The sequence below is a fragment of the Salegentibacter sp. BLCTC genome (genome assembly GCF_015143665.1).
Classification (GTDB): domain Bacteria; phylum Bacteroidota; class Bacteroidia; order Flavobacteriales; family Flavobacteriaceae; genus Salegentibacter; species Salegentibacter maritimus.
This window is the reverse complement of record NZ_WYEW01000004.1, coordinates 317,499-343,030: the sequence shown is the minus strand read 5'-3', so window position 1 is coordinate 343,030 and position 25,532 is coordinate 317,499. Positions and strand designations below refer to the sequence as shown.

The following is a 25,532-nucleotide window of genomic DNA, read 5'->3' as shown; positions in this document are numbered from 1 at the left end:
CTTTGCAGCTATGGAAGATACCCGGGTTTTACATACGCTTAAAGAATATTTTGGTTACGATAGTTTTAGACCACTCCAAAAGAAAATAATAGATTCGGTTTTTGCAGGAAAAGATAACCTGGTAATTATGCCCACCGGTGGCGGTAAATCTATTTGCTACCAGCTTCCTGCTATTTTGCTTCCTGAAATTACCTTAGTGATTTCGCCGCTTATCGCCTTAATGAAAGACCAGGTAGACGGGCTTACAGCCAATGGCATTCCTGCCGCTTTTTTAAACAGCAGCCAAACAGAAAGCCAGCAACAGGAAATCTTTAAAAAAATTGATTCCAAAGAACTAAAATTGCTTTATGTAGCCCCGGAAAGCCTACAGTTTGTTGATAAGTTTATGACCGATGGAAAAATAAGCCTGATTGCCGTAGACGAAGCCCATTGTATCTCTAGCTGGGGACACGATTTTAGACCGGCTTATACGCAGTTGGGATATTTAAAAAACCGATTCCCTACTACCCCAATGATTGCGCTAACCGCTACAGCCGATAAAGCGACGCGTGAAGATATTTGCCGGCAATTAAATATTCCAAATGCCGAAAAGCACATAGCTTCATTCGATAGGGAAAATCTAAGCCTTGATGTACGGCCGGGAATTAAGCGCTTTGAACAAATAACTAATTTCGTTAAAACACGTAAAAAAGAAAGCGGAATAATTTATTGCTTAAGTAGGAAAAACACTGAAGAAATCGCTGAAAAACTGCAACGAAAAGGTTTTGAGGCTGAAGCTTACCACGCCGGTTTATCGGCAGAAAAACGCATTGAGATCCAGGATAATTTCATCAACGATCACTCAAAGATTATTTGTGCTACTATCGCTTTTGGGATGGGAATAGATAAATCTAATATTCGCTGGGTAATTCATTACAACATGCCCAAAAACCTGGAAGGTTACTACCAGGAAATTGGTAGGGCCGGTAGGGACGGGTTGCCTTCAGATACTTTGCTTTTTCACAGTTATGCCGATGTGGTGCAGCTACAAAAATTTGCTTCAAACTCAGGAAATGAAGAGGTGCAGCTAGCAAAGCTAGACCGAATGAAACAATATTCGGAAGCTTTAAGCTGCAGGCGAAAAATATTATTAAGCTATTTTGGAGAGTTAAAACAAGAAGATTGTGGCAACTGTGATATTTGTAAGAATCCGCCGCAGTTTTTTAATGGAACAGTAATCGCTCAAAAAGCCCTTTCCTGTATTTTCAGGCTAAAGGAGAATGAACCCATTACTTTAGTGATAGATGTGCTTCGCGGTTCACAAAACGAAGCAGTTTTCAGCAAAAATTATCAGCAAATTAAAACCTTTGGTATAGGCAAAGATATTTCCTGGCATCATTGGCAACAGTATATTATACAACTTATTAACCTTGGTTATATAGAGATTGCTTTTCACAGGGGCAATAACCTACAGCTCACTTCCATGGCAAAAAATGTGCTTTTTGAAGGTGAAAAAGTACAACTTGCCGAAGTTCCCGATCGAAAAAAGCTCAAACGTCGTGAAGAAAATATTGTTGAAGAAAATTCTTCCGATAATTCCCTTTTCGAAAAATTAAGGCAATTGCGTTTAAAAATTGCCCGGGAAGAAGAAATCCCTGCCTACCTTATCTTTAATGATGCAACCTTAAAGGAAATGGAGAAGTCCCGCCCTATGACCGATGATGAATTTCTTCAAATTAATGGTGTGGGAAGACAAAAAATGCAGGATTACGGCTATGAATTCATCAAAGAGATTATCGCTTTCAGTAAAGCCAAAAGAACTAACAAAAAGAGAAAAAAATCAAATACCTACAAGGCAACCCTTAATTTATTAAATGAAGGTTTAAGTTTAGAGGAAATAGCCCAAAAGCGGGAATTGGCCATTACTACAATCTACTCCCATTTAGCTAAACTATATGCTGAAAATGAAGCAGTAGACCCATTAAAATATATTTCTAAAGCCGATTTTAAAGCTATTGAAAAAGCAAAAGCCGAACTAAAAAACCCCGAAGGTTTAAAAGTGTATTTTGAGCATTTTGAAGGTGCCATAGATTACGGTAGTATTCGGTTGGCTTTAACTGTCCTGGAAAAACAGGAAGCAGAGGTTTAAAAATCTTCCAGGCCAATTTTATTTAAAAGCAATCCTGAAGCCGGCACAACATAATTCATTTGCATTTGCACGTCCGGTTTTAAGCTGTTTTCAAGATCTGTTAAGCTTAATTCCCCTTTACCAAGCTTTAATAAAGCGCCCATCATAAGCCTTACCTGGTGTCTTAAAAAACCGGCGCTATGAATATGAAAAATATAAGATTTCTCAGGAAAAAAACTGGCGGTTATTTCGGTGTTCTCTACCAATTCAGATTTTATGATCTCGCGCTCAAATTTACTGTTCTTAGAAACCCGCACACAGTAATTCCTAAATTGGTGTTTACCTTCAAAAAGCCTGGCTCCCTTTTTCATTAATTCGATATCCAAATCAAATTGAAAATTCGCCATTAAAGGTGCACAAAACGGATGGTTTTTTTCTCCAAAACTAAACAGGTACGCATATTCCTTAAGTTTTGGATGTTGAATTATATTAAACTTTGCATCTACTTCGGTTATAGAAAGTGCCCGAATATCTTGTGGCAAATTAAGATTGAACTCTTTTAAGAATTCATCTAAATCCTTTAATGGCTGGTAATCTAAAAACAGCTCAAAAGCCGATTCCTGAGCAGATACCATGGCATCGGTTCTACTGGTGCCTAAAATTTTAAATTTTTCTTCAGGCAACACATATCTTAGGGTTTTAGTGATTAACTCTTCTACCGTTTTTACATCGGGCTGCTTTTGCCAACCGTGTAACCGATAACCTAAATACTGAATTTTAATTAAGTAAAAATAACGCCTGGGTTGCAAATCTATCTATTTCGGGGGTTTGAAATAAAGTTATTAATATTTCCTTTTTTTGTTTAGTTCTTCCATTTCCTTTACAGCTTCTGGCGGAATCACCTTCATAAAAGAAGAATGCTGCTCTATGGAATATTCCAGTTTGCTTACAATCTCTTCTACCGAATCATTTTCATAATCTATTTGAAGCGGCTCTTTAATTTGCATGCTTTGTAGAATACCCCGTTTCTTAATCCTGATTCCTTTTTTATCAAAAGATCGTCTAAAGCCATCTATTACAATAGGGATTACAACGGGCTTATATTGTTTAATAATATGGGCTGTCCCCTTTCTAATAGGTTTAAAAGGTTTGGTTGTACCCTGAGGGAAAGTAATTACCCAACCGTCTTTTAAAGCTACCCCTATATTTTTGGTATCGTTAGGATTTACCTTACGCTCTACTTCCCGCCCTTTTGCCCGCCAGGTACGCTCTACACTTACAGCTCCTGCATAAGCCATTACCCTGGAAAGCAAACCCGCGTTCATGGTTTCTTTGGCAGCTACATAGTAAATATTAAGTTTAGGCTGCCAGATGTACCCAATGTTTTTTATGGTATCTACCCTGCCGCTTAAACTGGCGTTAAAAACGTGGAACATAGCTGTGACATCGGCAAAATAAGTTTGATGGTTAGAAACGAAAAGCACATTTGTTTCGGGAAGGTTTTTAATGATTTCTGAACCTTCAATGTTTAATTCATTAAAACCACGATAACGACGGTGGGTTAGCAATCCAAAAATACGGATAAGCCACTTTTTCAGAAATAAAATGTGTCCAAACGGATTTCTCTTTACTAATCCCATAGTTTAAATTTCAATTCTTACTTTCCCGTAAACCTATAGTTCCATTAAGTTAAGATTCCAGTTCACGATATCTAACCAATTAATTTTGAAACAGCGCGAACACTATTTAAATATCGATTATATAATAAAAATTAAGCCGCGCAAATATAGCAATTCTTAGGTTTTAGAAGCTCTTTCTAAATATTTCTCGTATTTCGCTAAGCATCATCCCGGTAGCTCCCCATACAATTTGTTCATTTAGTTTAAACGCTGGCACGCGCATTCTGCTGGCATAGCTGGTACTTAATTCTTCGGTCACAAAATTAGAATGATCTAAAAAGTGGTCTAAATCTACCTCTAAAATGCGTTCTACTTCGCTCTCCTGTGCAATTAAAGTTGGGGTTTCTTGCATAAAGCCCAAATAAGGCTGCACCCAAAAATTACTGGGCGGAATATACAAACGAGTAAGTTCCTTTATTACCTCTATTTTATTCCGGGGGATCCCAACCTCTTCCTCGGTTTCCCGTAATGCGGTTTGCTCAAGGCTCTCGTCTTCGGGCTCTACACGCCCGCCGGGAAAACCAATTTGATTAGAATGAACTCCTTTATAGGTTTTCCTTAGAATTAATACCAAATGCGTTTTCCCCAGGTTATTAGGATAAAAAACTGCCATAACACCCGCTTTATTAGGCTTAAGACTATTAATATCCAGGGTTTTCATAACCTCACGACGATTCCCCGGCACTAATTTATGATGCGCCTTTTCTCCCGGAAGTCCAATTTTTTTTAATTTTGGTACCCTGTCTTTAAAATCCTTAAAATCCATGAAAACCTCGCTTTCTATCTTATATCTTTTCCTAATTCTTTCTTTTGCAAGCTGTGAAGATAAGGAATCTTCCAGTAAAAACACCCTGGAAAGTGGCTCTACCAAAGAAGAAGTTACTAAGAAAACTTCAAAAATAGACTCTCTAAAAGCTAAATATTCTAAAAAAGAAGCAAAAGCTACTAAAGATGAAAAAGAAACCGATGATAGATTCCCTATTCCACAAGAGCAACTAATTCCATTTTTAACAGCATATGGAAAAGAAAACCCAGAAAACCATATTCGCATAATTACCAGTTTTGGAAATATTGAAGTAAAGCTTTATCACGACACGCCTTTACATCGTGCTAATTTTATAATGTTGGTAAAAAAAGAGTATTTCAATAATACTTTTTTTCATCGCGTAGCCCCCGGCTTTGTAATTCAGGGTGGAAATTCAGACAATGTAGCTACCCCCAGAAAACGTTCACAAATTGGCGATTACCTTATTCCAAGCGAATTTAAAGCCGGGCATAAACATACCTATGGAGCGTTTTCAGCAGCAAAATACAGCGAACAAAATGTGAGTAAAGCTTCTTCTCCCTTCGAGTTCTTTATTGTGATGGATAAAAATGGAACCCCGCACCTAAATAACGACCATACTGTCTTTGGGCGTGTTACCAAAGGAATGGATGTAGCTGAAAAAATCGCAAAAGTTAAAACCGGCAAGTCTGAATGGCCCATAGACAATGTAGAAATGGATATTGAAATTATAGACTAATTACAACCGCTGTGTATAATAGTTATAATCGCTAATTACTTGCTGTACAAACTCCATAGGGGCTTCCTGGGGTTGGGTTTCCAGTAATTCGGCCAATTTATCTGAAAGCGATAAAATAAGTTGGTGATTACGATTTATTTTAGCGGTTTGATACAAATTTTTAATATTCTGCACATCGGCATCTTTTAAAAGGCTTACCTGGGGATATTTGGGTTGATAGCCTTCGGGCAGGTCTACTCCTAGACTTCGACTTAAATTAGTTCTGGGTTTTTCTGAAATTACCGTTGTTTTTGCCGCAAGATCACCTAAACGCTGTCCTTTTCCATTAAGTAAAATAGTCACTACTGCAATAGCTCCACTACTAAGGGAAATATCTATAAAACGTAGTAGCCATCTAATTAAATACTCAGCGAAAGCAGGCCTGCTACCATCTAACTTTACCACCCTAATTTGCAAAGCGGCCTTACCGGGGGTTTGCCCATTATATAAACTTTCCCACAACAAATAATAAAGCAAGGTTGGAAGCCCCATTACCAAATAGTAAACCCATTGGCCCGCAGCATCTAACCCGGTACCTGCCAGTACCAGTGAACTAATTACTATATAAACACCTATAATAAATACGTCTACTACAAATGCCAGTATACGGTCGCCCACGCTGGCAACATTCTGATTAATACTAATATTTTGAGCGGTTTCTATTTGAAAATTATCCATTTAATCTGTTTCTTTGAGTCTTAATAAAAGAAAACATGCGAGAGGCTGCTTTTATAAAGCAAAATAAGGATAAATGGCTGAGGTTTGAAAGCCTGCTTCAAAATAAAAACAACAGGGTACCGGCCGAACAGCTTTCTGATATTTATATTGAAGTTAGCGACCACTTAAGCTACTCTAAAACATTTTACCCTAAAAGCAACACTACTACTTATTTAAATCAATTAGCCGCTTCTGCACATCAAAGGATTTATAAGAACAAAAAGGAATCCCAAAACCGTTTTATCACGTTTTTTACAAAAGAATTCCCGTTATTCTTTTACAATTTTCAGAAACAATTATTACTTAGCTTTTTAATTTTCAGCCTTTTTTCTGCAGTAGGTGCATTTTCAGCAGCCTCAGATCATACTTTTGTAAGAGGTATTTTAGGAGATGCTTACGTAAATATGACCCTGCAAAATATCGCCGAAGGTGATCCTATGGCGGTGTACAAAAAAATGGCAGCTACAGATATGTTTCTGGGTATTACTATAAATAATATACGAGTCTCTTTAATGGCCTTTAGTATGGGGGTTCTAGCGGGTATAGGCACGGTTTTTATCTTAATGCAAAATGCGATAATGCTGGGCTCGTTTCAATATTTCTTTTACGATCAGGGTCTGTTATGGGAATCGGCCAGAACCATTTGGATTCATGGAACTATAGAGATTTCAGTAATAATAATTGCAGGATGCGCCGGTTTGGTACTTGGAAAAAGCATACTATTTCCGGGAACTTACACTCGTCTAAACTCGTTTACCAAAGGAGTGAAAAACGGACTTAAAATTGTAATTAGCACTGTTCCCTTTTTTATTATCGCCGGTTTCCTGGAGGGTTTTGTAACCAGACAAACCCAAATGCCAGATTGGTTGGCCATTTTAATAATTGGTAGTTCTTTAGCCCTTATTTTATTCTACTATATTTTTTACCCTCATATTTTACATAAAAAACAAATTCATGAAGCCAGATTACATTAATTTTAAGCAAGAGCGGGAAATTGGAGACATTATTAGTTATACCTTCAAATTTATTCGCGAAAACTATAAAGCCTATTTTAAAAGTATTGTACAAATAATCTGGCCTGCTTTTTTACTTTTAATTGCTGCGGTATCCTATTACACCTACAGCACCATAGGTAATACCTTTATGTTTAACCAGGATGGTGGCTTTTTTATAAGTTTTGGCTCACTGTTCATTGGCCTTCTTTTATATTTTGCTGTTATGAATGTGGCAGCCTTTCATTCTGTAAAATCATATGTACACAATAAAGGAGAGATAAACCAGGACGAAATTAAACAGGGTGTTAAAACAGACCTGGGAAAAATGTTTGGGCTTGGAGCGATTACCTGGATTCTAATTTTCGTTGGACTTATTATTTTTATTATCCCCGGAATATATTTGAGTGTTCCCTTAAGTATTGCAGCCGCCGTTCTTGTTTTTAAAAACGAAAGTATTGGCGGTAGTATTTCTGAAGGTTTTCATTTAATAAAAAACAACTGGTGGATGAGCTTTATAAGCTTATTTCTTATTTGGCTTATCGTGTATGTTATAAGCTTTGTTTTTCAAATTCCGGTGCTTATTTACAGCTTTATTAAAATGTTTACGATAATGGAAGAAAACGCCGCTTCTGGCCCTAACGTCGCCGATATATTCGACTGGGTTTACCTAAGCTTAACTATTATATCTTCAGCCATTCAATATTTACTTTATGCCATTACGCCTATTGGGGTTGCGTTTGTATATTATAACCTAAATGAGCAAAAATATTTTACAGGCGCCTACGAAAGCATTGAAAATCTTGGCAAAAACGATTAATGATTAAATTTCTGCTTTTTTTAAATTTATTTTTCTTCGGAAACTTTATTCCGCAGGAACAGTTGGCTACTAATGCGATAGACTTGAGTCAAAGCACACTCGAGCCCGCACTGGAGCAAGCTGATTTTGATTCGGAAAAAATTGAAGCATATAAAACTGAAAAAGCATTTGATTATTTAAAAAAAATTGAAGAAGATTCCTGGTGGACCCGCTTAAAACGTTGGCTAAACTTAAAATGGAACGCATTTTTGCAATGGCTTTTTGGCGATTACCAAACCAATGCTTTTTGGAGTGCTGTTCTACAGGCCCTGCCCTATCTATTACTTGTTTTGGTAATTGTAGTAATTACCTGGCTTTTTATTCGTTTAAACCCTGCAAATGCCGTTATGGCAGAGCCTATAAAGGGAACTATAAATCTTCAAAAAGAAGAAGAAATTGTAAAAACAGCTGATATTTCCTCCCTAATCGATCGGGCAATCGATGATGAAAATTACCGTTTGGCGGTTCGATATTTATATTTAAAAAGTCTTCGCATACTGGACAAAAACAAACACATATCTTATCGATTTCAAAAAACAAACGAAGATTATATTACTGAAATAAAGGAAACTAAAATAAAAGAACAGTTCATTAAAATTACCCGCTTGTACGATTTTATCTGGTATGGAGATTTTAACCTGTCTAAAGAACGTTTTACAAAGGTAAATGGGGAGTTTAAGAAAATGGAAGAAAGCTTAAAATCGGGAATTAATGAATAAAACATCAAAAGTATTTTTTGGTTTTTTCCTGCTCCTGGTTGTTTTCCTAACTTACCTTGAAGCTACCGAGCCCGAACCCGTAAACTGGACGCCCAGTTATATGAGCGATGATAAAATACCGCTTGGAAGTTTGGTTTTTTACGAAAGCTGGAAGAGTACACAAAAATGGGATCTGGAAGAAGTAAGCATTCCACCTTTCGAAAAACTTACCGATAGTCTTAAGAACGGCACTTATTTTTTCCTGAATAATGCTGCGGCTTTCGATACAGATGAATTGGATATTTTACTTAATTGGACGAGTAAAGGAAACAAATTATTTGTTTCGGCCAGAAATATAAGTCCGGCTTTACTGGATACACTTCAACTGGAAACCAAAGTCTTTATTCCTAAAAACGATCTAAGCTCAAAACCCGAACTAAATTTTAAAAACACCGCTTTAAAAAACGAGACCGGATTTAAATTTACCAATGAATTTTCACCTCTTTATTTTGAGCAAAGAGATAGTAGCAATATTCATGTGCATGGGCTAATCAATATTCAGGGCGATGAAGGCAACAAACAGCCTAATTTTATAAGTGCAAGGTTTGGAGAAGGAACAATCTACCTGCATAGTACTCCTGAGGCCTTTAGTAACTACTTTCTTCTATCACAACAGAATTATGAATATGCAGAGAAAATTTTAGCCTACATAAACAAAAGGAATCCCGTATTTTTAGACAACTATTACAAGGCGGGAAAAAGTTTTTACGCTTCCCCACTTTATTTGCTCCTTAGCCAAAACCAACTTAAATGGGCTTATTATTTCTTATTGGCAGGCTGCATCCTTTTTATTCTTTTTGAAGGAAAGCGAAAGCAACGCGCAATTCCAATTGTAAACCCATTAAAAAACCAGAGTTATGAATACGCCAAAACCCTTGGCGATCTCTACCTGGAGGAAAAAGAATATGCTAAATTAATCTCTCAAAAAATCAATTTATTTTTAGAGTATATTAGAATAAATTATAGAATTTCAACCAAAAATATAGACGAAGAATTCTATATTTTACTGGCAGCAAAATCTGGAAACAGTATTGCTGACGGGAAGAAACTATTTAAAAAAATACAACACTTTTCTACTAAGAAGAATGCCGGCAAAACTGACTTTTTAGAACTTGCCGAAGCCATAAATAATTTTAAATCGCACTCCAATGGAAAATCAGGAAAATAAAGAAACCGAATCCCTAAATTTTGATAGTCGTATTCCTTTAGACGATCTTAAAGAAGCGGTTTCAAATTTAAAAAATCAACTAGCCAGGGTTATTGTTGGGCAAAAAGAATTTGTAGAATTGCTAATAGCCGGATTGTTCTCCAACGGCCACGTTTTAATTGAAGGTGTTCCCGGTGTTGCCAAAACCTTAACGGCCAAACTATTCGCAAAAAGCCTAAATACCAATTTTAGCCGTATTCAATTTACACCAGATCTTATGCCGGGCGATGTCTTGGGAACATCGGTTTTAAATGCTCAAAAAAGCGAATTTGAATTTAAACCCGGTCCCATTTTTTCTAACATTGTTTTAATAGATGAGATTAACCGTGCCCCGGCTAAAACCCAGGCCGCTCTTTTTGAGGTCATGGAAGAACGTCAAATTACCATAGACGGGGTTCAGCATAATTTGGAGGCACCATTTATGGTACTGGCCACACAAAATCCAATAGAACAAGAAGGTACTTACGCTTTACCCGAGGCACAATTAGACCGTTTTTTGTTTAAAATTGAAGTAGGCTACCCGGGACTTGATGATGAAATTGCTATACTAAAAACGCATCATGAGCGCAAAGGCTCCCAACCTATTTCCCAAATTGAAGCAATTTTAGACCCTAAAAACCTAAAAGAATTAAAGGATCAAATCCAGGAAATAATTATTGAAGAAAAGCTGATGCATTATATTGCCAGTATTGTAGGAAAAACCCGAAATCACTCACATATTTATCTTGGCGCTTCTCCCCGGGCTTCTATAGCTGTAATGAGCGCTTCAAAAGCTTTTGCCGCCATTAACGGAAGAGATTTTGTGATTCCTGAAGACATTAAAAAAGTACTAAATCCTGTATTGGCCCACCGACTTATTATTAGTCCTGATAGGGAAATGGAAGGAATTACCGCTAAAGAAGTAATAGAAATGATTTCCCAATCTGTAGAAATTCCACGTTAGTGCTAAAATTCTTCAAATCTTTATATCTAAACCAGCGTTTTTTCTATGCGATATTTACGCTCGCATTACTTTTTCTATTCTCTTATTTCTTTGAGAACCTATATGCGATAACCTGGGTTTTAAGCTTGCTTTTATTCTTCTTTTTTCTAGCCGATTTAGTAAGTCTTTATAAAAACAACCAGGTAAACGCTGAAAGAATTCTACCTCAGAAGTTTTCAAATTCTGATGAAAACGACGTAGAAATTATTCTGGAGAATCATTATGGGTTTTCGGTTATAGTAGAAATTATAGATGAAGTTCCCATACAATTTCAAAAGCGAGATTTTTTTAAACAATTAAAAATTACGGCCGGTGCTACCGAGAAATTCAGCTATTCCCTAAGGCCGGTTACCCGTGGTGAATATTTCTTCGGAAAACTTAATATCTACACCTCTACCAAAATAGGACTTGCAAAACGCAGAAGTATTTTTGGGAAAGACCAAATGCTTAAAGTCTACCCTTCATTCATTCAAATGAAAAAACTGGACTTTTTAGCGATAGATAATCGTTTATCACAGCCAGGCTTAAAGAAAATTAGGAGGATTGGGCATACTATGGAATTTGAACAAATTAAAGAATATGTGCCGGGAGACGATATAAGGACCATAAACTGGAAAGCCACTGCTAAACATGGCGATCTTATGGTGAACCAATTTCAGGATGAAAAAGCACAACCAATTTATTCCATAATAGATACCGGTAGGGTTATGAAAATGCCATTTAATGGTTTAAGCTTATTGGACTATGCTATTAACAGCAGCCTTGCTTTTTCTAATATTGCGCTTAAGAAAAAAGACAAAGTAGGTATGCTTTCTTTTTCCAAAAAAATTGAAAGTATACTTAAAGCCAATGCAAAATTAAGTCAGTTGCAACAAATTATGGAACGCTTATATGCTATTAATACAAAGTTCCCCGATTCAGATTTTAGTATACTATATAGCAATTTGCGTAAAAACATTCCGCAACGTAGTTTACTTATGCTCTATACTAATTTTGAGCATATTTCGGCATTAAAAAGACAGCTTCCATATTTACAAGCCATCAATAAAAAACATGTGATGGTAGTTATATTTTTTGAAAATACAGCCTTAGATAAGGTTATAGCAAGCAAGCCAAACAACACTACCGACTTAGCCCACCAGGTAATCGCTGAAAACTTTGCGCACGATAAAAAATTAATGGCCGCAGAATTACGAAAACACGGCATTAACACCCTACTTACCAAACCTGAAGACCTTAGTATTAACGCAATTAACAAATATCTTGAAATAAAAGCACGCGGAATACTTTAGGCTATTCATTGCGCAAAAACAAGAAACAAAATAATGGACTGCTTCAGTTGCATCTATATCTCAGATGACTATTTACATTTTCAGGTACTAAATAAAAAAATCACAGTTCAGTATTCAAAATTCACAATTCGGTATAAAATAATAAGCAGGCAGCGTTCATCTATATAGTTTTGATATATAAACCAATAAAAACTATGTTATTATGAAAACAATTGCCATTTTAATTAGCCTATTCCTTAGCAGCTTAGCTTTCTGCCAGGAAAAAATAGGAACTATTACCGTAAACGTAGACAACCTCTCTTCGGAAGAAGGAGTAGTATATTTCGGACTTTTCACGGAAGCTAATTTTCTGAAAAAAGAGCCCCTAAAGGGAGAAGTAACTTTAATTAAAAACGGAATAGCTAAAGTAAGCTTTACTGAAGTTCCACCTGGCACCTATGCCATATCTGCCTATCATGATAAGAATGGAAATGAACGAATGGATTTTGATACAAATGGTGTTCCTCAAGAAAATTATGGAATCTCTAACAATCAAATAAATTTATACGGGCCACCTTTATGGGAAGATGCGAAATTTCAATTTGATGGTTCCCAAAAAGACATAAACCTTACATTTTAAAGCCAAAGAATATGAAATTAACATAGATAAAATCATATCTATATTAATTTATAATAGAAAAAACCAATACATTTGCAGTATTAATAAGCTTTCAATTTTATGACAATTACACAACTGCATTATGTATTGGCTGTGGCGGAACATAAAAATTTCACCAAAGCGGCTCAAAAGGTTTTTGTTACCCAGCCTACATTAAGTATGCAAATTCAAAAACTTGAAGAAGAACTGGATGTACAAATATTTGATAGAACTAAAAAGCCTATTCAATTAACCGAAACAGGCCAAAAAATTGTTCAACAAGCCCGAAATATTGTAAACGAAAGCGATAGGATTCAAGACATCGTAGATCAACAAAAAGGCTTTGTAGGAGGTATTTTTAAGTTGGGAGTAATCCCCACGATAATGCCTACTTTACTGCCCATGTTTATCAATAATTTTATTAAAAAATATCCTAAGGTAAAGCTTAAAATAGAGGAGCTAAACACCGAAGCCATTATTGAGCGCTTAAGAGAAGGCCATTTAGATGCTGCCATTGCAGCAACACCTTTGGAATTACCGGGCATTAAAGAAAATGTACTTTATTACGAACCTTTTGTTGGTTATATTCCAAATGCACATAGGTTACACCATAGAGATAAAATTGAAATAAACGATCTTGATATAGATGATATGCTTCTTTTAGAGGATGGGCATTGTTTTAAAGATGGAATTATTAATTTATGCAAGTCGTCCCGAAATTATGACGAAGATCACTTTCAACTGGAAAGCGGAAGTTTTGAAACTTTAATCAAATTGGCAAATGAAGGATTGGGCATGACACTTCTCCCCTATTTACATACGCTAGATTTAAAGGACAACGAAAAGAAAAACCTAAGAATGTTTAAAGATCCTGTTCCCGCCAGGGAAGTAAGCCTTATCTACAATAGAAGTGAGTTAAAAATGCAAATTATTGAAGCTATTAGAAGTACTATTGCCGGGGTTGTAAAAGGAGCTATTACTTTTCATAATGTAAATATTATAAGCCCGTTAAACAAAAACAAAACGTATTAGAAATAGTATAACTAATGGAAAGAAAATCCAGTTGGTATTTTTTAGAAAAATGCCACTTGATTTCCGGCCATTAGCGGAAGTAATTAAAACTGAATTAGAGATTAAAAAGCGGCCCAAAAGCCGCTTTTTTTTATGTTTTTAAAAGAATTAAACATTGATTAAGCTCTGGGTTCTTAGTGGTTAAAGCAGTTATCCAGATACGTAATTCCTCTATTTCGTGAGGTAATAGTCTATGAAGTGCTTTTTTCACTTCCCTACAAAAAAGATTAGGATCAAAACTAACTTTGTCAAGCACAGTTTTGGTGTATTCAAACATCGCTCTCGCCATAATTTGAAAGATTTAGATTAGCGTTAGGTTTTAAAAAAAAGAGTAGAAATTTAATAATAGGCTGTAGACTTTAGAATTATCTAAAGATACTAAAAATTTCTAATTATCCTTTAGTTTCACAAGTGTTTAACGATTCTAAAAATTACGATCGCCGCTAATAACATCTCCTATCCCGCCTAGAATACTACCTTCACCTTTATCTTTTCCTCCACCTTGTGGCGCTGCCTGCCAAATCCTGTTAGCAAGACGGCTAAAAGGTAAAGATTGCACATAAACGGTTCCTGGGCCGGTTAGGGTTGCAAAGAAAAGTCCCTCTCCCCCAAAAATTGTATTTTTTATTCCTCCCACAAACTCTATATTATAATCTATATCCTGGGTAAAACCAATTATACACCCGGTATCTATTTTTAATTTCTCGCCTGGAGATAATTCCTTTCTGGCCATAGTACCTCCTGCGTGAACAAATGCCATCCCGTCTCCCTCAAGTTTTTGCATTATAAAACCTTCACCTCCAAAAAAGCCACGCCCCAACCTTTTGCTAAACTCAATACCTACTGCAACCCCCTTAGCGGCACACAAAAAAGCATCTTTTTGACAAATGAATTTATTTCCGTAACGTGTAAGATCTATAGGAATAATTTTTCCGGGATAAGGCGAGGCAAAACTAATGCGCTTTTTTCCCTGAATTTCATTACTAAAAATTGTCATAAACAAGCTTTCTCCCGTAAGCAAACGTTTTCCGGCCCCTAATACTTTTCCTAAAAAACCTTCATTTTCTTTCGCCCCATCTCCGAAAATAGTATCCATTTTTATGCCATCGTCCATCATCATAAAATTGCCAGCCTCGGCAATTACGGCCTCCCTCGGATCCAGTTCAAGTTCTACATATTGCATTTCTTCGCCAAAAATTTGGTAATCTATTTCATGTGCATTCATATTATTTTACTTTAATAGTCCATTCAAATTCAAATACGGCAACCTGTTGCCCCGTGCTATTCATCCCGGTAGATTTCATCCAGAAAGTTTGCCCCTCTCCTGTCTCTAATGTTTTATTGATGGCCTCATCTATTAAATGACCATCATAACAGTAAAAGCTTATTTTTCCTGTGGCTTTTTTGGTAAACTGTGCACGATTCTGGGCTACCAACATAGAAATTTTTTTATTCGAATTTCTAATTTTCCCCATAACCAAAGCCCCGGTACTTAATTCGGCTGCCATTGCCTGCACTGCAAAATACATACTTTTAAATGGGTTTTGGTTTATCCATTTATGCTTTACTGTTACTTTACAGGTATTCTCTTCAATCTCACCAACCCGTACTCCACAAATCCAGGCACTGGGCAATTTTAGCATTAAAAATTTATTGAGTTTACTCTTGTTTAATGTCATTATGAAGTATTTGTTTTAATAAAAGTATTCAAATTAATCAATATCCTTAGACTACAAAAATCATAAATTTATGTTAATATTTAGTACTATGCTTTGCAAAATACCTTCTTTTAGATATATATTTGTTATATAAATTATTAGGTTATGGATTTAAAGATAGCAAAAGAAGAAAAAACAATGGCCACAATCTTGCATTTGTCGGTCTTTTCGAAATTTATTATTCCTTTGGGGAATTTTATTTTTCCATTGATCTTATGGTTAACTAAAAAAGAAAAGTCTTTTATAGATGAGCATGGCAGAAAAACAATCAATTTTCAAATTAGCCTTTTTCTTTATACCATTCTTTTACTCTCCATAGGCCTGGCCATTGTGGTTTTCCAGGCTCTTAGATTAGGTCTTGATATGCCCATTGTAATTGGAGCTGAACAATTATATATAAACGAACTTGGGCAGGCAATCTCTATAGTTGTTACCCTTGCTGTATTTGCCATTTTACTGGCTGCCTTATTTTTCCTGGAAATATTTGCGGTGATAAGTGCAAGTATAAAAGCCAGTAACGGAGAAAATTACTCTTTTCCCCTCTGCATCAACTTTATTGGAAAAGATTCAAATAATCATCAATTTACTAACCATCAACAATCAAAAAATGAACAGTTTAACAACCCTAAAAACCAAACGCTATGAAGATAGAAAACACCAAGGCTCAAATGCGTAAAGGTGTATTGGAATACTGCATTCTCTCGGTATTAAAAGATGAAGATGCGTATGTAGCCGAAATTCTAGACACGCTTAAAGACGCCAAATTACTGGTGGTTGAAGGTACAATTTACCCTTTATTGACCAGGCTAAAAAATGCAGGACTTCTTAGTTATCGCTGGGAAGAGTCCAGCAGCGGACCACCAAGAAAATATTACGGACTTACCGATACCGGAAAACTCTTCCTTAAGGAGCTTACCGGCACCTGGAACGAACTGCAAACCGCTGTTAACATTGTAACCACTCAAAAAAACAAGAATCATGAATAAGACAGTAAATATAAATCTTGCCGGTATATTCTTTCATATAGATGAGGATGCCTATGCCAAACTGCAGCATTACCTGGACGCCATAAAACGTTCTTTTACCAATACCCAGGGAAGAGATGAAATTATAGCTGATATTGAAGCGCGTATTGCTGAACTTTTTAATGAGAAAAAGAAAGAAGACCGCCAGGTTATAGGACTTAAAGAAGTAGAAGAAGTAATTGCCATCATGGGGCAACCCGAAGATTATATGGTAGATGAAGAAATCTTTGAAGATGAACCGGCCGCGGCCAAAACCACAAAGTCTCCAGGCAAACAACTGTTTAGAGATACCGAACATTCTTATGTAGGTGGTGTTTCTTCAGGACTGGGACATTATTTGGGAATCGACTTTATTTGGGTGCGTTTACTCTGGATATTGCTTACTATTTTTTCCAGTGGGGCTTTTATTCTAATTTACATTGCCCTTTGGATCTTTGTTCCGGAAGCTAAAAGCACAGCCGATAAATTGGCTATGCGTGGCAAAGAAGTAACCATTAGTAATATTGAAAAAAAAATTCGTGAGGGTTTTGACAATGTTACCGGGAAAGTAAAAGATGTAGATTATCAAAAATACGGCAATCAGGCCAAAAGCGGTGCGACCTCTGCCGCAACGGCAATTGGTGATGTAATTGCCTTTATTTTAAAGGTGTTTGTTAAACTAATAGGTATTGTTCTAATAATACTGGCAGGTTCTGTATTAATTAGCCTGTTTGTAGGTTTGTTCACCGTAGGGACCTTTGGTATTATAGACGCTCCCTGGAGTAGTTATGTAGAAATGGCGGTTAGTGGTGCCCCACTCTGGCTTTTATGGCTATTGAGTTTTTTAATTGTAGGAATTCCGTTTTTCTTCCTTTTTGTTTTAGGATTAAAAATCCTGGTAGGCAAATTAAAGTCTATTGGAACTCCTGCAAAATTGGTACTGCTTGGGCTTTGGATACTCGCCCTGGTTGGAGTGGCAATTATAGGAATACAACAGGCAACGCATCGGGCATTTGATGGGGAACATATTATTAACCAAACAATTCCGATTAAATCACAGGATACTCTTTATTTAAGTATGAGAAATAATCCCGAATACTCGAGCAATATTTGGAAAAGTGATAATTTCAAAATTAAATTCAACGAGAATGGAGATCGTATTCTTTATAGTTCAGATATTAATTTGATTATAAAATCCACGAAAGATTCAGTGGCCCGGATTGAAATAATTAAGTCTGCGGAAGGTAAAGATCACAAAGATGCTAAAGATAGAGCTAAAAATATCATTTATAATCTGGAAGTAAATAGTTATGAACTTTTTCTAGATTCTTTTTTTACTTCAGACGATAAATATAAATACCGTGACCAGGAAGTAAAAGTAACTTTATTTTTGCCAGAAGGGGTAACCTTATTTAGTGCGGAAAATACGGCTACATTTTATCGCCACAATTACATGGGCAATATTATGACTGGCAACGATACTGAAAAATACCTGAAAATCACCGAAGATGAAGCTATATGTGAAGACTGCCCAATTGAAGAATGGGATATGGAAAGTGAAGATGAATGGGACGAAGAAGGTGATTTTAACGCCCGAATTAATTCCGGGGAAGAAGAAGTTAATATTCAAATTAATAGCAGCGGCGTAAGCATAGATAAAACCCCAGTTGAAAACGACGAAACCAATAACCAAAATTAAAAATTATGATTCAACTAATTTTACAGGTACTATTGGTGGTCTTTAATTTAGGAGAGCCGGTAGTAGAAAATGAAAAGATGGTTAAAGATTATATAGAATATCATCAATTTTTAGCCAGAAAGTGCACTATAAGCGTTTACGAATGCTAAGCAATTCTTAAAAGTCTCCTTCGGGAGGCTTTTTTATTATCTTTGTCATTAAAAATATTTTAGATGAAAAAACTACTTTTAATTTTCGGATCTATCCTGCTAGTTAGCTGTGGCAGTAATAAAATAACAGGAAGCGGCAATGTTACTACTGAAAAAAATCGCCTACCAGACTTTCATAGTATAGATTTAATTGGAAATTCTGACGTAAGACTTAAGAATGGAAATACCGCAATGATAGAAGTTGAAGCTGATGATAACCTACACAGCATAATTCGTGCTGAGGTGGTAAACGGTACTTTATTTATAAAGCCCTCAAAAGAAATAGGCCGCAGTAAATCTCAGGAAATCACAATTACCTATCCTAAAAATCTTCAGCAATTAAACGTTGGTGGAAACATAGAGTTAGAAGCTGAAGGAGAGCTTTACGCCGAGGAGCTTAAAATAACCGCTAAAGAAAGTGCAAAAATATATCTAACTCTTACAATCACTAAATTCGACCTTTATAACGAAGAAGATGCTGAAATAGAGTTAAACCTTACGGCAGAAAATGCTTATTTTCAGCTTAATGGTTCCAGTGAAATGGAAGCACTGGTAAATGCCCAAAAATTTAAGGTTGATACTTATGAAAAGGCTGAGGCTAAAATTGAAGGGGAAGTAAACGATCTTCAGCTGCGTTCTGAACACTCTTCTAAATTTGATGGAAAAAGGTTAACAGCAAAAACGGCCGTAGTGATTGCCGAAGGTAAATCTAAAAACGAAATCGAAGTTTTAGAAACTTTAACCCTAACAGCAAAAAACAGAAGCGAGATAGATCTATATGCTAATCCTAAAGTAGAATTGTTAGAATTTTCTGAAAATGCAGTGTTATCTAAAAAAGATTAAACTTTTTTAAATACATTTAACTAAACCATTAAAACCAATAATTATGAAAATTGCTTTAAAATCTATTTTAATACTATTGGCCTTAAGTTTAAGTTTTGTATCCTGTAGAGAGCAGGAAAAGGAAAAATCTGAAATAGAACAATTGGCCGAAGAAGAAGATGCAAAGGTTAAGGTAAAAGAAGATAAAATTAAGGTAAAGACCGATGACAAAAAGATCAAAATCAAAGAAGATGATGGCGAGATAAAGAAAAAAGTAAAAATTGATAATGACGACAACTAGTGAATTACTCTTAGTAAGTCAACATGACATTAAATAGATTTTTTTTGCTTTTAGGGCAAGACTAACAACTTAGATCCCGATTATCGAGTGAAATCTAAAAATTATTTTAAAAGTCCCATTTCCGGGGCTTTTTTTATGCGTATTTAGTATCTTAAATTAAAATTTAAAAAATGCATACAAAAGAGATCTATACCGCAGGCGAAGAACTACGTGTAGCCAAGAAAGTCCTGGTTTTATTACACGGCCGTGGCGGAAGCGCCAAAGAGTTTCTTTCTTTGGCCAACCACTTAAACACTCCGGAATTTGCAATTTTAGCTCCTCAGGCTAAAGATTTCACCTGGTATCCAAATTCATTTCTGGCTCCTGTTGCCCAAAACCAACCAAGCTATGCTTCATCACTAGAACTGCTTAAAGAATTATTAAATGACATTAAAGAAACAGGAATCACTTCAGAAAATATATATTTTGCCGGCTTTTCGCAAGGTGCTTGTTTAAGCCTGGAGTTTGTAACACGTAATGCCCAGAAATTTGGAGGAGTAGCTGCATTTACAGGCGGACTTATTGGTGATAAAATTTATACCGAAAACTATTCGGGTAATTTTGAAGGAACTCCAATTTTTATAGGCAGCGGAGATCCAGACGCGCATGTTCCAGTAAGCCGTGTAAAAGAATCTGCTGAAATTTTGAAAAAGATGAATGCGAATGTTGAAGTTGAAATCTATAAAAATAGACCACATACCATTTCCGAAGACGAAATAAAACTCGCCAATAAATTTGTATTTAATTAAAATCCCTCACGGCTTGCCAAAAAGTCGTTAAATAAAGAGATTTTGAAACAAGCGTGGAAGCCCCCGATAAAGGGGTAAATCTCAGTTATCGAGTAAACCAGATATAAGATTATGAGAAGTATAAAGAAAATACACAAAGCGGTAAGTTCACCAATTGCTGACCTTATTACCTATAGGGCCTTGCCCACAAATACTATAGATCATATTGATCCATTTTTATTCCTAAATCACCACGGATATCAAAAATATCCCGAGAACAATAATGGATTACCCTTTGGACCACATCCCCATCGCGGATTTGAAACTGTAACTTTTATCCTAAAAGGTGATCTTACCCATAAAGACAGCACTGGGTGGCAAAGTGTAATAAAAGCCGGAGGAGTGCAGTGGATGACCGCGGGAAAAGGACTTATCCACGCTGAAATATCTTCTGAAGAATTTAAAAGAAATGGCGGAGAATTAGAACTTCTTCAGCTTTGGGTAAACCTACCTGCCAAACATAAAATGACGGAACCTAACTACAGGGGGCTTCAAAAAGAAGATATTCCCGAGGTAAATATAGATAATGGAAAAGTTAGCTTAGCTGCCGTTTCAGGAAATTGGGAAAATACCAAAGCAGCTTTTCAACCTTTAAACGACATTCAGCTGGCTACTTTACATTTTGATAAAGGTGGTAAATATTCAGTAGAAATTCCTGCAAAAAGGAATATATTCTTTTATGTAATTAAAGGAAAACTACTTGTAAATGGCAGCAAAGCCGAAATACATAATCTGGTAGAATTTGAAAATGATAGCGAAAGTATGGAGATTGAGGCTTTAGAAGAAAGTATTTTACTTTTAGGGCATGCAATACCTTTTAATGAACCTATTGTAGCCCAGGGGCCTTTTGTTATGAATTCTCAACAGGAAATTCAACAGGCCTTTCTGGATTATCAAAATGGGTTTTTTGGAAGTTGGAATGGCTAAATTTTATAAAAAGACGCAACCTTTTTGTAAAAGTTGCATCTACTATATAGCATTAAATATAAAAAAATGAAAGCAGTTTACACCCTTATTATTGTATTAAGCTTTTTGTCCTGTAGTACCGAAGAAAAAAACGAACCACAAAATTTAAGTCTTGATTTAGTTCTAAAAGAACTTCCACAGGAATGGAAGTTAATAAAAATGTCCGGTAGTTTTGAAAATTCTGAAACCACAGGTGATGATATGTCCTGGCAGGAAACCTATAGTTTTTTCGAAGATGGAACTTTTACAAAAACCAGGGTTGATCAAGAAGGAGAATCATTTACGGCTTCCGGTTCCTTTAGAATTCCTGACGAAACTCAATCTTCTGAAAAAGCTTTAGTTCTAACCTACAATGAAGCAAATACTATTATTGGAAATTGTTCTAGTGAACCGGTAGAATATCTTTATTATAGAAATGATGAAAACCTATTACTAAGCAATTGGTGGGCTTGTGATGGCCCTGGATTATTTTATGAAAAAGTCCAATAAGTATCATCATCAGCTTGAACTAAGGAGGTTTTTATTTATGATAAATTCAGAGAATTACTTCCCTTCCATTTTATCTTTTAAAGCTTGAAAATCGGCGTTAAGGTCATTAATATTGGTTTTGTCTTCACATAAGCGCAGACCAAAAGCCTCAACTCTTTTCCAATCTGTAAAATCTATTGGCTTTTCTGATTTCGTTGGCCCATTGGTTAATTTCATAATGAGTTTGATCAACAGTCTATCAATAAATGAATAGGATTTATAATCGAGTTTTCCCGCAAAAACACTTATAAAGTCCGGCTTCCAATTCGTTTTCTTCAGGAATTTAATCATATAAGGATTCGTATCGGGCGAGTTTTTATCTTCTTTTCTGGCAACGAGGTTAACCGAGAAAAAGGCAGTTTTTATTCGGCTTAACGGCTGCTTATGTTGTTTAAGGAATTCAAAAATTTTATCACTGTGTTTTCCATATCGAATACTGGCTCCAATAACCACAGTATGAAATTCGGCTAAATTGGCCTTAAAATCATCTACAGCATAAAGCTCTACCTGAATTTGCTGCTCATTAAATACATCACACAGTTTTTTACAAATCTTTAGCGTATGCCCATCTACAGAAGAATAAATTATTCCAACTTTTTGCTTCATGAGGTATTAAACTTTTAAAAGATGAATATTTAACCAGCGAGAATTTACATCATAATTAAACAAAAAAACCTCCTTAGCTTGAACTAAGGAGGTTTTTATTTATGATAAATTTAGAGAATTACTTCCCTTCCATTTTATCTTTTAAAGCCTGAAGATCGGCATTAACATCACCAATAGTGGTTTTGTCGTTGTTTTGCGCAGCTGCTTTCTTAGCGGCCTGCTTAACAATTTGCTGTTCTTCTTCTTTGTGAATAGCCATATGCGATGCTACCACTCTCTTGAATTCTTTATTGAATTCAATGATCTGGAATTCTGCAGATTCACCTTTGGTTAATTTGTTACCGTCTTCTTTTTCAAGATGTCTGGTTGGAACAAATGCAGTGATATCTTCATTAAACTCTATAGTCGCTCCTTTGTCTACAATCTCTGCAATCTCTGCGGTATGTTTTGTACCAACAGCGAATTCAGTTTCGTATTTATCCCAAGGATTATCCTCAACCTGCTTGTGACCAAGGCTTAATTTACGACCATCTACGTCTAACTCAAGAACTACAACCTCAAGCTCATCACCTACATTTGTAAATTCTGATGGGTGCTTAATTTTCTTAGTCCATGATAAGTCAGAGATATAGATAAGTCCGTCAATTCCTTCTTCCAATTCTACGAATACACCAAAGTTGGTGAAGTTACGTACAATTCCTTTGTGTTTAGAACCAACAGGATATTTAGTAGTAATATCTGTCCATGGGTCTGGAGTTAATTGCTTAATTCCAAGAGACATTTTACGGTCTTCACGATCTAAAGTTAAAATTTGAGCTTCAACTTCGTCTCCAACATTTACGAAATCCTGAGCTGAACGCAAGTGCGTGCTCCAAGACATTTCAGAAACGTGGATTAGACCTTCAACACCATCAGCAACTTCAATAAATGCACCGTAATCTGCGATTACAACTACTTTACCTTTTACTTTGTCTCCAACCTTAAGGTTTTCGTCTAGAGCTTCCCATGGATGTTTGCTTAACTGCTTAAGACCTAATTGAATTCTTGTCTTCGCTTCATCAAAGTCAAGAATTACCACATTTAGTTTTTGATCCAGCTCAACGATCTCATTTGGATGGTTGATACGAGACCAGCTAAGGTCGGTAATATGAACAAGTCCGTCAACACCTCCAAGATCAACAAATACTCCGTAAGAAGTGATGTTTTTAACAGTACCTTCAAGTACCTGACCTTTTTCAAGTTGACCGATAATTTCTTTCTTCTGTTCTTCAATATCAGCTTCAATAAGCGCTTTATGAGAAACCACAACGTTTTTGAATTCGTGATTGATTTTCACCACTTTGAATTCCATTGTTTTTCCTACGTAAGCATCGTAATCACGAATAGGCTTCACGTCTATTTGAGAACCTGGCAAGAACGCCTCAATTCCAAATACATCTACGATCATACCACCTTTAGTTCTGCATTTTACAAAACCGTTTACAATAAGACTTTCGTCGTGAGCTTTATTTACACGATCCCAGGCCTGGATTACACGAGCCTTACGGTGAGAAAGAATTAATTGTCCTGTAGAATCTTCACGAACATCTATCAAAACCTCAACGTCGTCGCCAACTTTAAGATCTGGATTGTAACGAAATTCGTTAAGTGAGATAACGCCTTCACTTTTTGCATTAATGTCTATAATTGCATCACGATCGGTAATATTAATTACTTTACCTGTTACAACTTCGTCATTTAAAGTGTCTACGAAATTCTCTGCAACCAATTGCTCAAATTCTTCTAACTTCTCATCATCAATTGGGTCTATCCCCTCTTCATAATTATGCCAGTTAAATTCTTTAAGAAATTTCTCAGGGTTTTCCTGTTGCTCTGAAGGAGCAGGTTGCGATGATGTAGCCATTCCAGCTACCGGTTGAACGTCAAGATTTTCGTCCTGAACGTCCTGTTTTTTGTTATCTTCAGCCATTGCTGATAAAAAATTTGTATCCTGTATTCTTTCGGAAAAATTAAGCAAATGAAACACAGAAGTAGTTATGATTTTGATTTTCAACCCCTTTTGATTTTCCGATTCTTCGCCAAAAAGGGCTGCAAAAATACAACTTATTTTTCTTTTCTCAAACCTTAATTAGTTTAAAAACAGCTCGCTTATTCTTCAATTTTCTTTCTGGCCAGTTTTGCTACTTTTTCAAACTGTTCTTCCAAATTCAAATTAGAATTATCAATTTCTATAGCATCTTCTGCTTTTATTAAAGGCGAATCGTCTCGCGTAGTATCCAGGTAATCCCGCTCCTTAACATTGGCCAATACATCTTCAAATTTAATATCCTCTCCACGATCTCTTAATTCGTTGTACCTACGTTCTGCACGTTTTTCAGTAGAAGCGGTCATAAATAATTTTAAATCGGCATCAGGGAAAACCACAGTTCCAATATCACGACCATCCATAACCACTGCTTTATTTTTACCGATTTCCTGCTGAATCTCTACCAACATCTTTCTAACCTCGGGCACTGCTGCAACTTTACTCACTTGCTGAGAAACCTCCATTAGCCTAATTTCCTTTTCAACATTTTCTTTATTTAAATGCACTTCACCATAACCCACCTCTTTATTAAATACAAAACTGATATTAATAAACGGTAAGTGCCTTAATATGGCTTCTTTATCAAAATGGGTATCAGTCACCAACAATTTACGCATAAGGTATAAGGTAACAGCCCTATACATAGCACCGGTATCTACATATACATATCCAAGCTCTGCTGCAAGTTGTTTGGCCACGGTACTTTTTCCGGTAGAAGAATAACCGTCTATGGCAATAGTTATTTTTTTACTCATAATTTAGTTTCTATAGGAATGGCAAAATTAGATAAAGCTTTACTCTCCCTGAAATTTTCGCTGTAAATAAAAAAGCTGTCTAAAAAGTCCCATTTTATTTTAAACGTCAAGCTGAACTGGTTTCAACTTCTAACATGAAAACAATTAAAATCGTGTTAGAAGCTGAAAC

29 protein-coding genes are annotated in these 25,532 nt (G+C 36.0%); 19 read left to right on the top strand and 10 right to left on the bottom strand.

The features are described 5' to 3' along the window. The first annotated feature begins 10 nt into the window (after positions 1-10). Entirely contained in the window at positions 11-2,128 is a 2,118-nt protein-coding gene (recQ, locus tag GUB10_RS07785) for a DNA helicase RecQ (RefSeq protein ID WP_193710874.1), read from the top strand. Here the strand turns inward: recQ and GUB10_RS07780 are convergent. From GUB10_RS07780 to GUB10_RS07770, 3 genes are all read right to left on the bottom strand, one after another. Continuing rightward, on the bottom strand, positions 2,125-2,916 hold the full coding sequence (locus GUB10_RS07780) for a tRNA pseudouridine(38-40) synthase TruA (RefSeq protein ID WP_193710873.1): 792 nt from the start codon (positions 2,914-2,916) through the stop codon (positions 2,125-2,127). The two genes, recQ and GUB10_RS07780, sit on opposite strands and share 4 nt — an antisense overlap. 33 nt (positions 2,917-2,949) lie before the next feature. Continuing rightward, the gene (locus tag GUB10_RS07775) at positions 2,950-3,747 is read right to left on the bottom strand and encodes a 1-acyl-sn-glycerol-3-phosphate acyltransferase (RefSeq protein ID WP_193710872.1); all 798 of its coding nucleotides are present in this window, start codon (positions 3,745-3,747) and stop codon (positions 2,950-2,952) included. Positions 3,748-3,910: 163 nt separating this feature from the next. Then, positions 3,911-4,552 carry a CoA pyrophosphatase gene (locus tag GUB10_RS07770; protein ID WP_193710871.1) on the bottom strand — a complete coding sequence of 214 codons (642 nt, stop codon included), beginning with the start codon at positions 4,550-4,552 and terminating at the stop codon, positions 3,911-3,913. On the opposite strand from GUB10_RS07770, the gene GUB10_RS07765 reads away from it, so the two are divergent. Then, positions 4,551-5,309, top strand: coding sequence for a peptidylprolyl isomerase (locus GUB10_RS07765; RefSeq protein WP_193710870.1), 759 nt, complete (start codon positions 4,551-4,553; stop codon positions 5,307-5,309). The two genes, GUB10_RS07770 and GUB10_RS07765, sit on opposite strands and share 2 nt — an antisense overlap. Here the strand turns inward: GUB10_RS07765 and GUB10_RS07760 are convergent, their stop codons facing one another. Next, complete coding sequence (locus tag GUB10_RS07760) at positions 5,310-6,026, bottom strand: RDD family protein (RefSeq protein WP_193710869.1); 717 nt, start codon at positions 6,024-6,026, stop codon at positions 5,310-5,312. Positions 6,027-6,061: 35 nt separating this feature from the next. Between GUB10_RS07760 and GUB10_RS07755 the strand changes: the two genes are divergently transcribed. The 8 genes from GUB10_RS07755 (at position 6,062) to GUB10_RS07720 (ending at position 13,824) form a co-directional block, all read left to right on the top strand. Beyond that, positions 6,062-7,039: a stage II sporulation protein M gene (locus GUB10_RS07755; RefSeq protein WP_193710868.1), complete on the top strand. Its 978-nt coding sequence runs from the start codon at positions 6,062-6,064 to the stop codon at positions 7,037-7,039. Then, positions 7,020-7,877, top strand: a complete 858-nt coding sequence (locus GUB10_RS07750) for a hypothetical protein (RefSeq protein ID WP_193710867.1) — start codon at positions 7,020-7,022, stop codon at positions 7,875-7,877. Before GUB10_RS07755 ends, GUB10_RS07750 begins: the two co-directional genes overlap by 20 nt. Beyond that, positions 7,877-8,635 carry a DUF4129 domain-containing protein gene (locus GUB10_RS07745; protein WP_193710866.1) on the top strand — a complete coding sequence of 253 codons (759 nt, stop codon included), beginning with the start codon at positions 7,877-7,879 and terminating at the stop codon, positions 8,633-8,635. Before GUB10_RS07750 ends, GUB10_RS07745 begins: the two co-directional genes overlap by 1 nt. Next, a complete protein-coding gene (locus GUB10_RS07740; RefSeq protein ID WP_193710865.1) occupies positions 8,628-9,842 on the top strand; it encodes a DUF4350 domain-containing protein in 1,215 nt (404 codons plus the stop codon). Before GUB10_RS07745 ends, GUB10_RS07740 begins: the two co-directional genes overlap by 8 nt. Continuing rightward, the gene (locus GUB10_RS07735) at positions 9,823-10,824 is read left to right on the top strand and encodes a MoxR family ATPase (protein WP_193710864.1); all 1,002 of its coding nucleotides are present in this window, start codon (positions 9,823-9,825) and stop codon (positions 10,822-10,824) included. The genes GUB10_RS07740 and GUB10_RS07735 overlap by 20 nt, the downstream gene beginning before the upstream one ends. Beyond that, positions 10,824-12,155 (top strand): DUF58 domain-containing protein, encoded by a 1,332-nt coding sequence (locus GUB10_RS07730; protein ID WP_193710863.1) that lies wholly within the window; start codon positions 10,824-10,826, stop codon positions 12,153-12,155. The genes GUB10_RS07735 and GUB10_RS07730 overlap by 1 nt, the downstream gene beginning before the upstream one ends. 202 nt (positions 12,156-12,357) lie before the next feature. Then, on the top strand, positions 12,358-12,774 hold the full coding sequence (locus GUB10_RS07725; RefSeq protein WP_193710862.1) for a DUF2141 domain-containing protein: 417 nt from the start codon (positions 12,358-12,360) through the stop codon (positions 12,772-12,774). Between the two features lie 99 nt (positions 12,775-12,873). Next, positions 12,874-13,824 (top strand): LysR family transcriptional regulator, encoded by a 951-nt coding sequence (locus GUB10_RS07720; RefSeq protein ID WP_193710861.1) that lies wholly within the window; start codon positions 12,874-12,876, stop codon positions 13,822-13,824. Positions 13,825-13,954: 130 nt separating this feature from the next. Here the strand turns inward: GUB10_RS07720 and GUB10_RS07715 are convergent, their stop codons facing one another. The 3 genes from GUB10_RS07715 to GUB10_RS07705 all read right to left on the bottom strand — a co-directional run bounded on the left by GUB10_RS07715 (position 13,955) and on the right by GUB10_RS07705 (position 15,542). Next, on the bottom strand, positions 13,955-14,152 hold the full coding sequence (locus GUB10_RS07715; RefSeq protein WP_193710860.1) for a hypothetical protein: 198 nt from the start codon (positions 14,150-14,152) through the stop codon (positions 13,955-13,957). Positions 14,153-14,287: 135 nt separating this feature from the next. Further along, complete coding sequence (locus GUB10_RS07710; protein WP_193710859.1) at positions 14,288-15,088, bottom strand: TIGR00266 family protein; 801 nt, start codon at positions 15,086-15,088, stop codon at positions 14,288-14,290. A gap of 1 nt (position 15,089) precedes the next feature. Beyond that, complete coding sequence (locus tag GUB10_RS07705; protein WP_193710858.1) at positions 15,090-15,542, bottom strand: DUF4442 domain-containing protein; 453 nt, start codon at positions 15,540-15,542, stop codon at positions 15,090-15,092. A 144-nt stretch (positions 15,543-15,686) separates the two neighbouring features. Between GUB10_RS07705 and GUB10_RS07700 the strand changes: the two genes are divergently transcribed. The 9 genes from GUB10_RS07700 (at position 15,687) to GUB10_RS07660 (ending at position 21,877) form a co-directional block, all read left to right on the top strand. Next, entirely contained in the window at positions 15,687-16,226 is a 540-nt protein-coding gene (locus tag GUB10_RS07700; protein ID WP_193710857.1) for a DUF4870 domain-containing protein, read from the top strand. Beyond that, positions 16,223-16,567 (top strand): PadR family transcriptional regulator, encoded by a 345-nt coding sequence (locus tag GUB10_RS07695; RefSeq protein ID WP_057480798.1) that lies wholly within the window; start codon positions 16,223-16,225, stop codon positions 16,565-16,567. Before GUB10_RS07700 ends, GUB10_RS07695 begins: the two co-directional genes overlap by 4 nt. Beyond that, positions 16,560-18,284, top strand: coding sequence for a PspC domain-containing protein (locus tag GUB10_RS07690; RefSeq protein ID WP_193710856.1), 1,725 nt, complete (start codon positions 16,560-16,562; stop codon positions 18,282-18,284). The genes GUB10_RS07695 and GUB10_RS07690 overlap by 8 nt, the downstream gene beginning before the upstream one ends. Positions 18,285-18,289: 5 nt before the next feature. Next, positions 18,290-18,433, top strand: a complete 144-nt coding sequence (locus tag GUB10_RS07685) for a hypothetical protein (protein WP_193710855.1) — start codon at positions 18,290-18,292, stop codon at positions 18,431-18,433. A gap of 63 nt (positions 18,434-18,496) precedes the next feature. Next, positions 18,497-19,315, top strand: coding sequence for a GIN domain-containing protein (locus GUB10_RS07680; protein ID WP_193710854.1), 819 nt, complete (start codon positions 18,497-18,499; stop codon positions 19,313-19,315). Between the two features lie 43 nt (positions 19,316-19,358). Next, a complete protein-coding gene (locus GUB10_RS07675) occupies positions 19,359-19,595 on the top strand; it encodes a hypothetical protein (protein WP_193710853.1) in 237 nt (78 codons plus the stop codon). Positions 19,596-19,765: 170 nt separating this feature from the next. After that, positions 19,766-20,383: an alpha/beta hydrolase gene (locus tag GUB10_RS07670; RefSeq protein WP_193710852.1), complete on the top strand. Its 618-nt coding sequence runs from the start codon at positions 19,766-19,768 to the stop codon at positions 20,381-20,383. Between the two features lie 111 nt (positions 20,384-20,494). Beyond that, a complete protein-coding gene (locus tag GUB10_RS07665; protein ID WP_193710851.1) occupies positions 20,495-21,349 on the top strand; it encodes a pirin family protein in 855 nt (284 codons plus the stop codon). Positions 21,350-21,415: 66 nt separating this feature from the next. Continuing rightward, positions 21,416-21,877, top strand: a complete 462-nt coding sequence (locus GUB10_RS07660; protein ID WP_193710850.1) for a hypothetical protein — start codon at positions 21,416-21,418, stop codon at positions 21,875-21,877. 54 nt (positions 21,878-21,931) lie between these two features. Here the strand turns inward: GUB10_RS07660 and hemG are convergent, their stop codons facing one another. From hemG to cmk, 3 genes are all read right to left on the bottom strand, one after another. Then, the gene (gene hemG / locus GUB10_RS07655; RefSeq protein ID WP_193710849.1) at positions 21,932-22,522 is read right to left on the bottom strand and encodes a menaquinone-dependent protoporphyrinogen IX dehydrogenase; all 591 of its coding nucleotides are present in this window, start codon (positions 22,520-22,522) and stop codon (positions 21,932-21,934) included. A 118-nt stretch (positions 22,523-22,640) separates the two neighbouring features. After that, complete coding sequence (rpsA, locus tag GUB10_RS07650) at positions 22,641-24,491, bottom strand: 30S ribosomal protein S1 (RefSeq protein WP_193710848.1); 1,851 nt, start codon at positions 24,489-24,491, stop codon at positions 22,641-22,643. 179 nt (positions 24,492-24,670) lie between these two features. Continuing rightward, entirely contained in the window at positions 24,671-25,363 is a 693-nt protein-coding gene (cmk, locus tag GUB10_RS07645) for a (d)CMP kinase (protein WP_193710847.1), read from the bottom strand. Between the last annotated feature and the right edge of the window lie 169 nt (positions 25,364-25,532).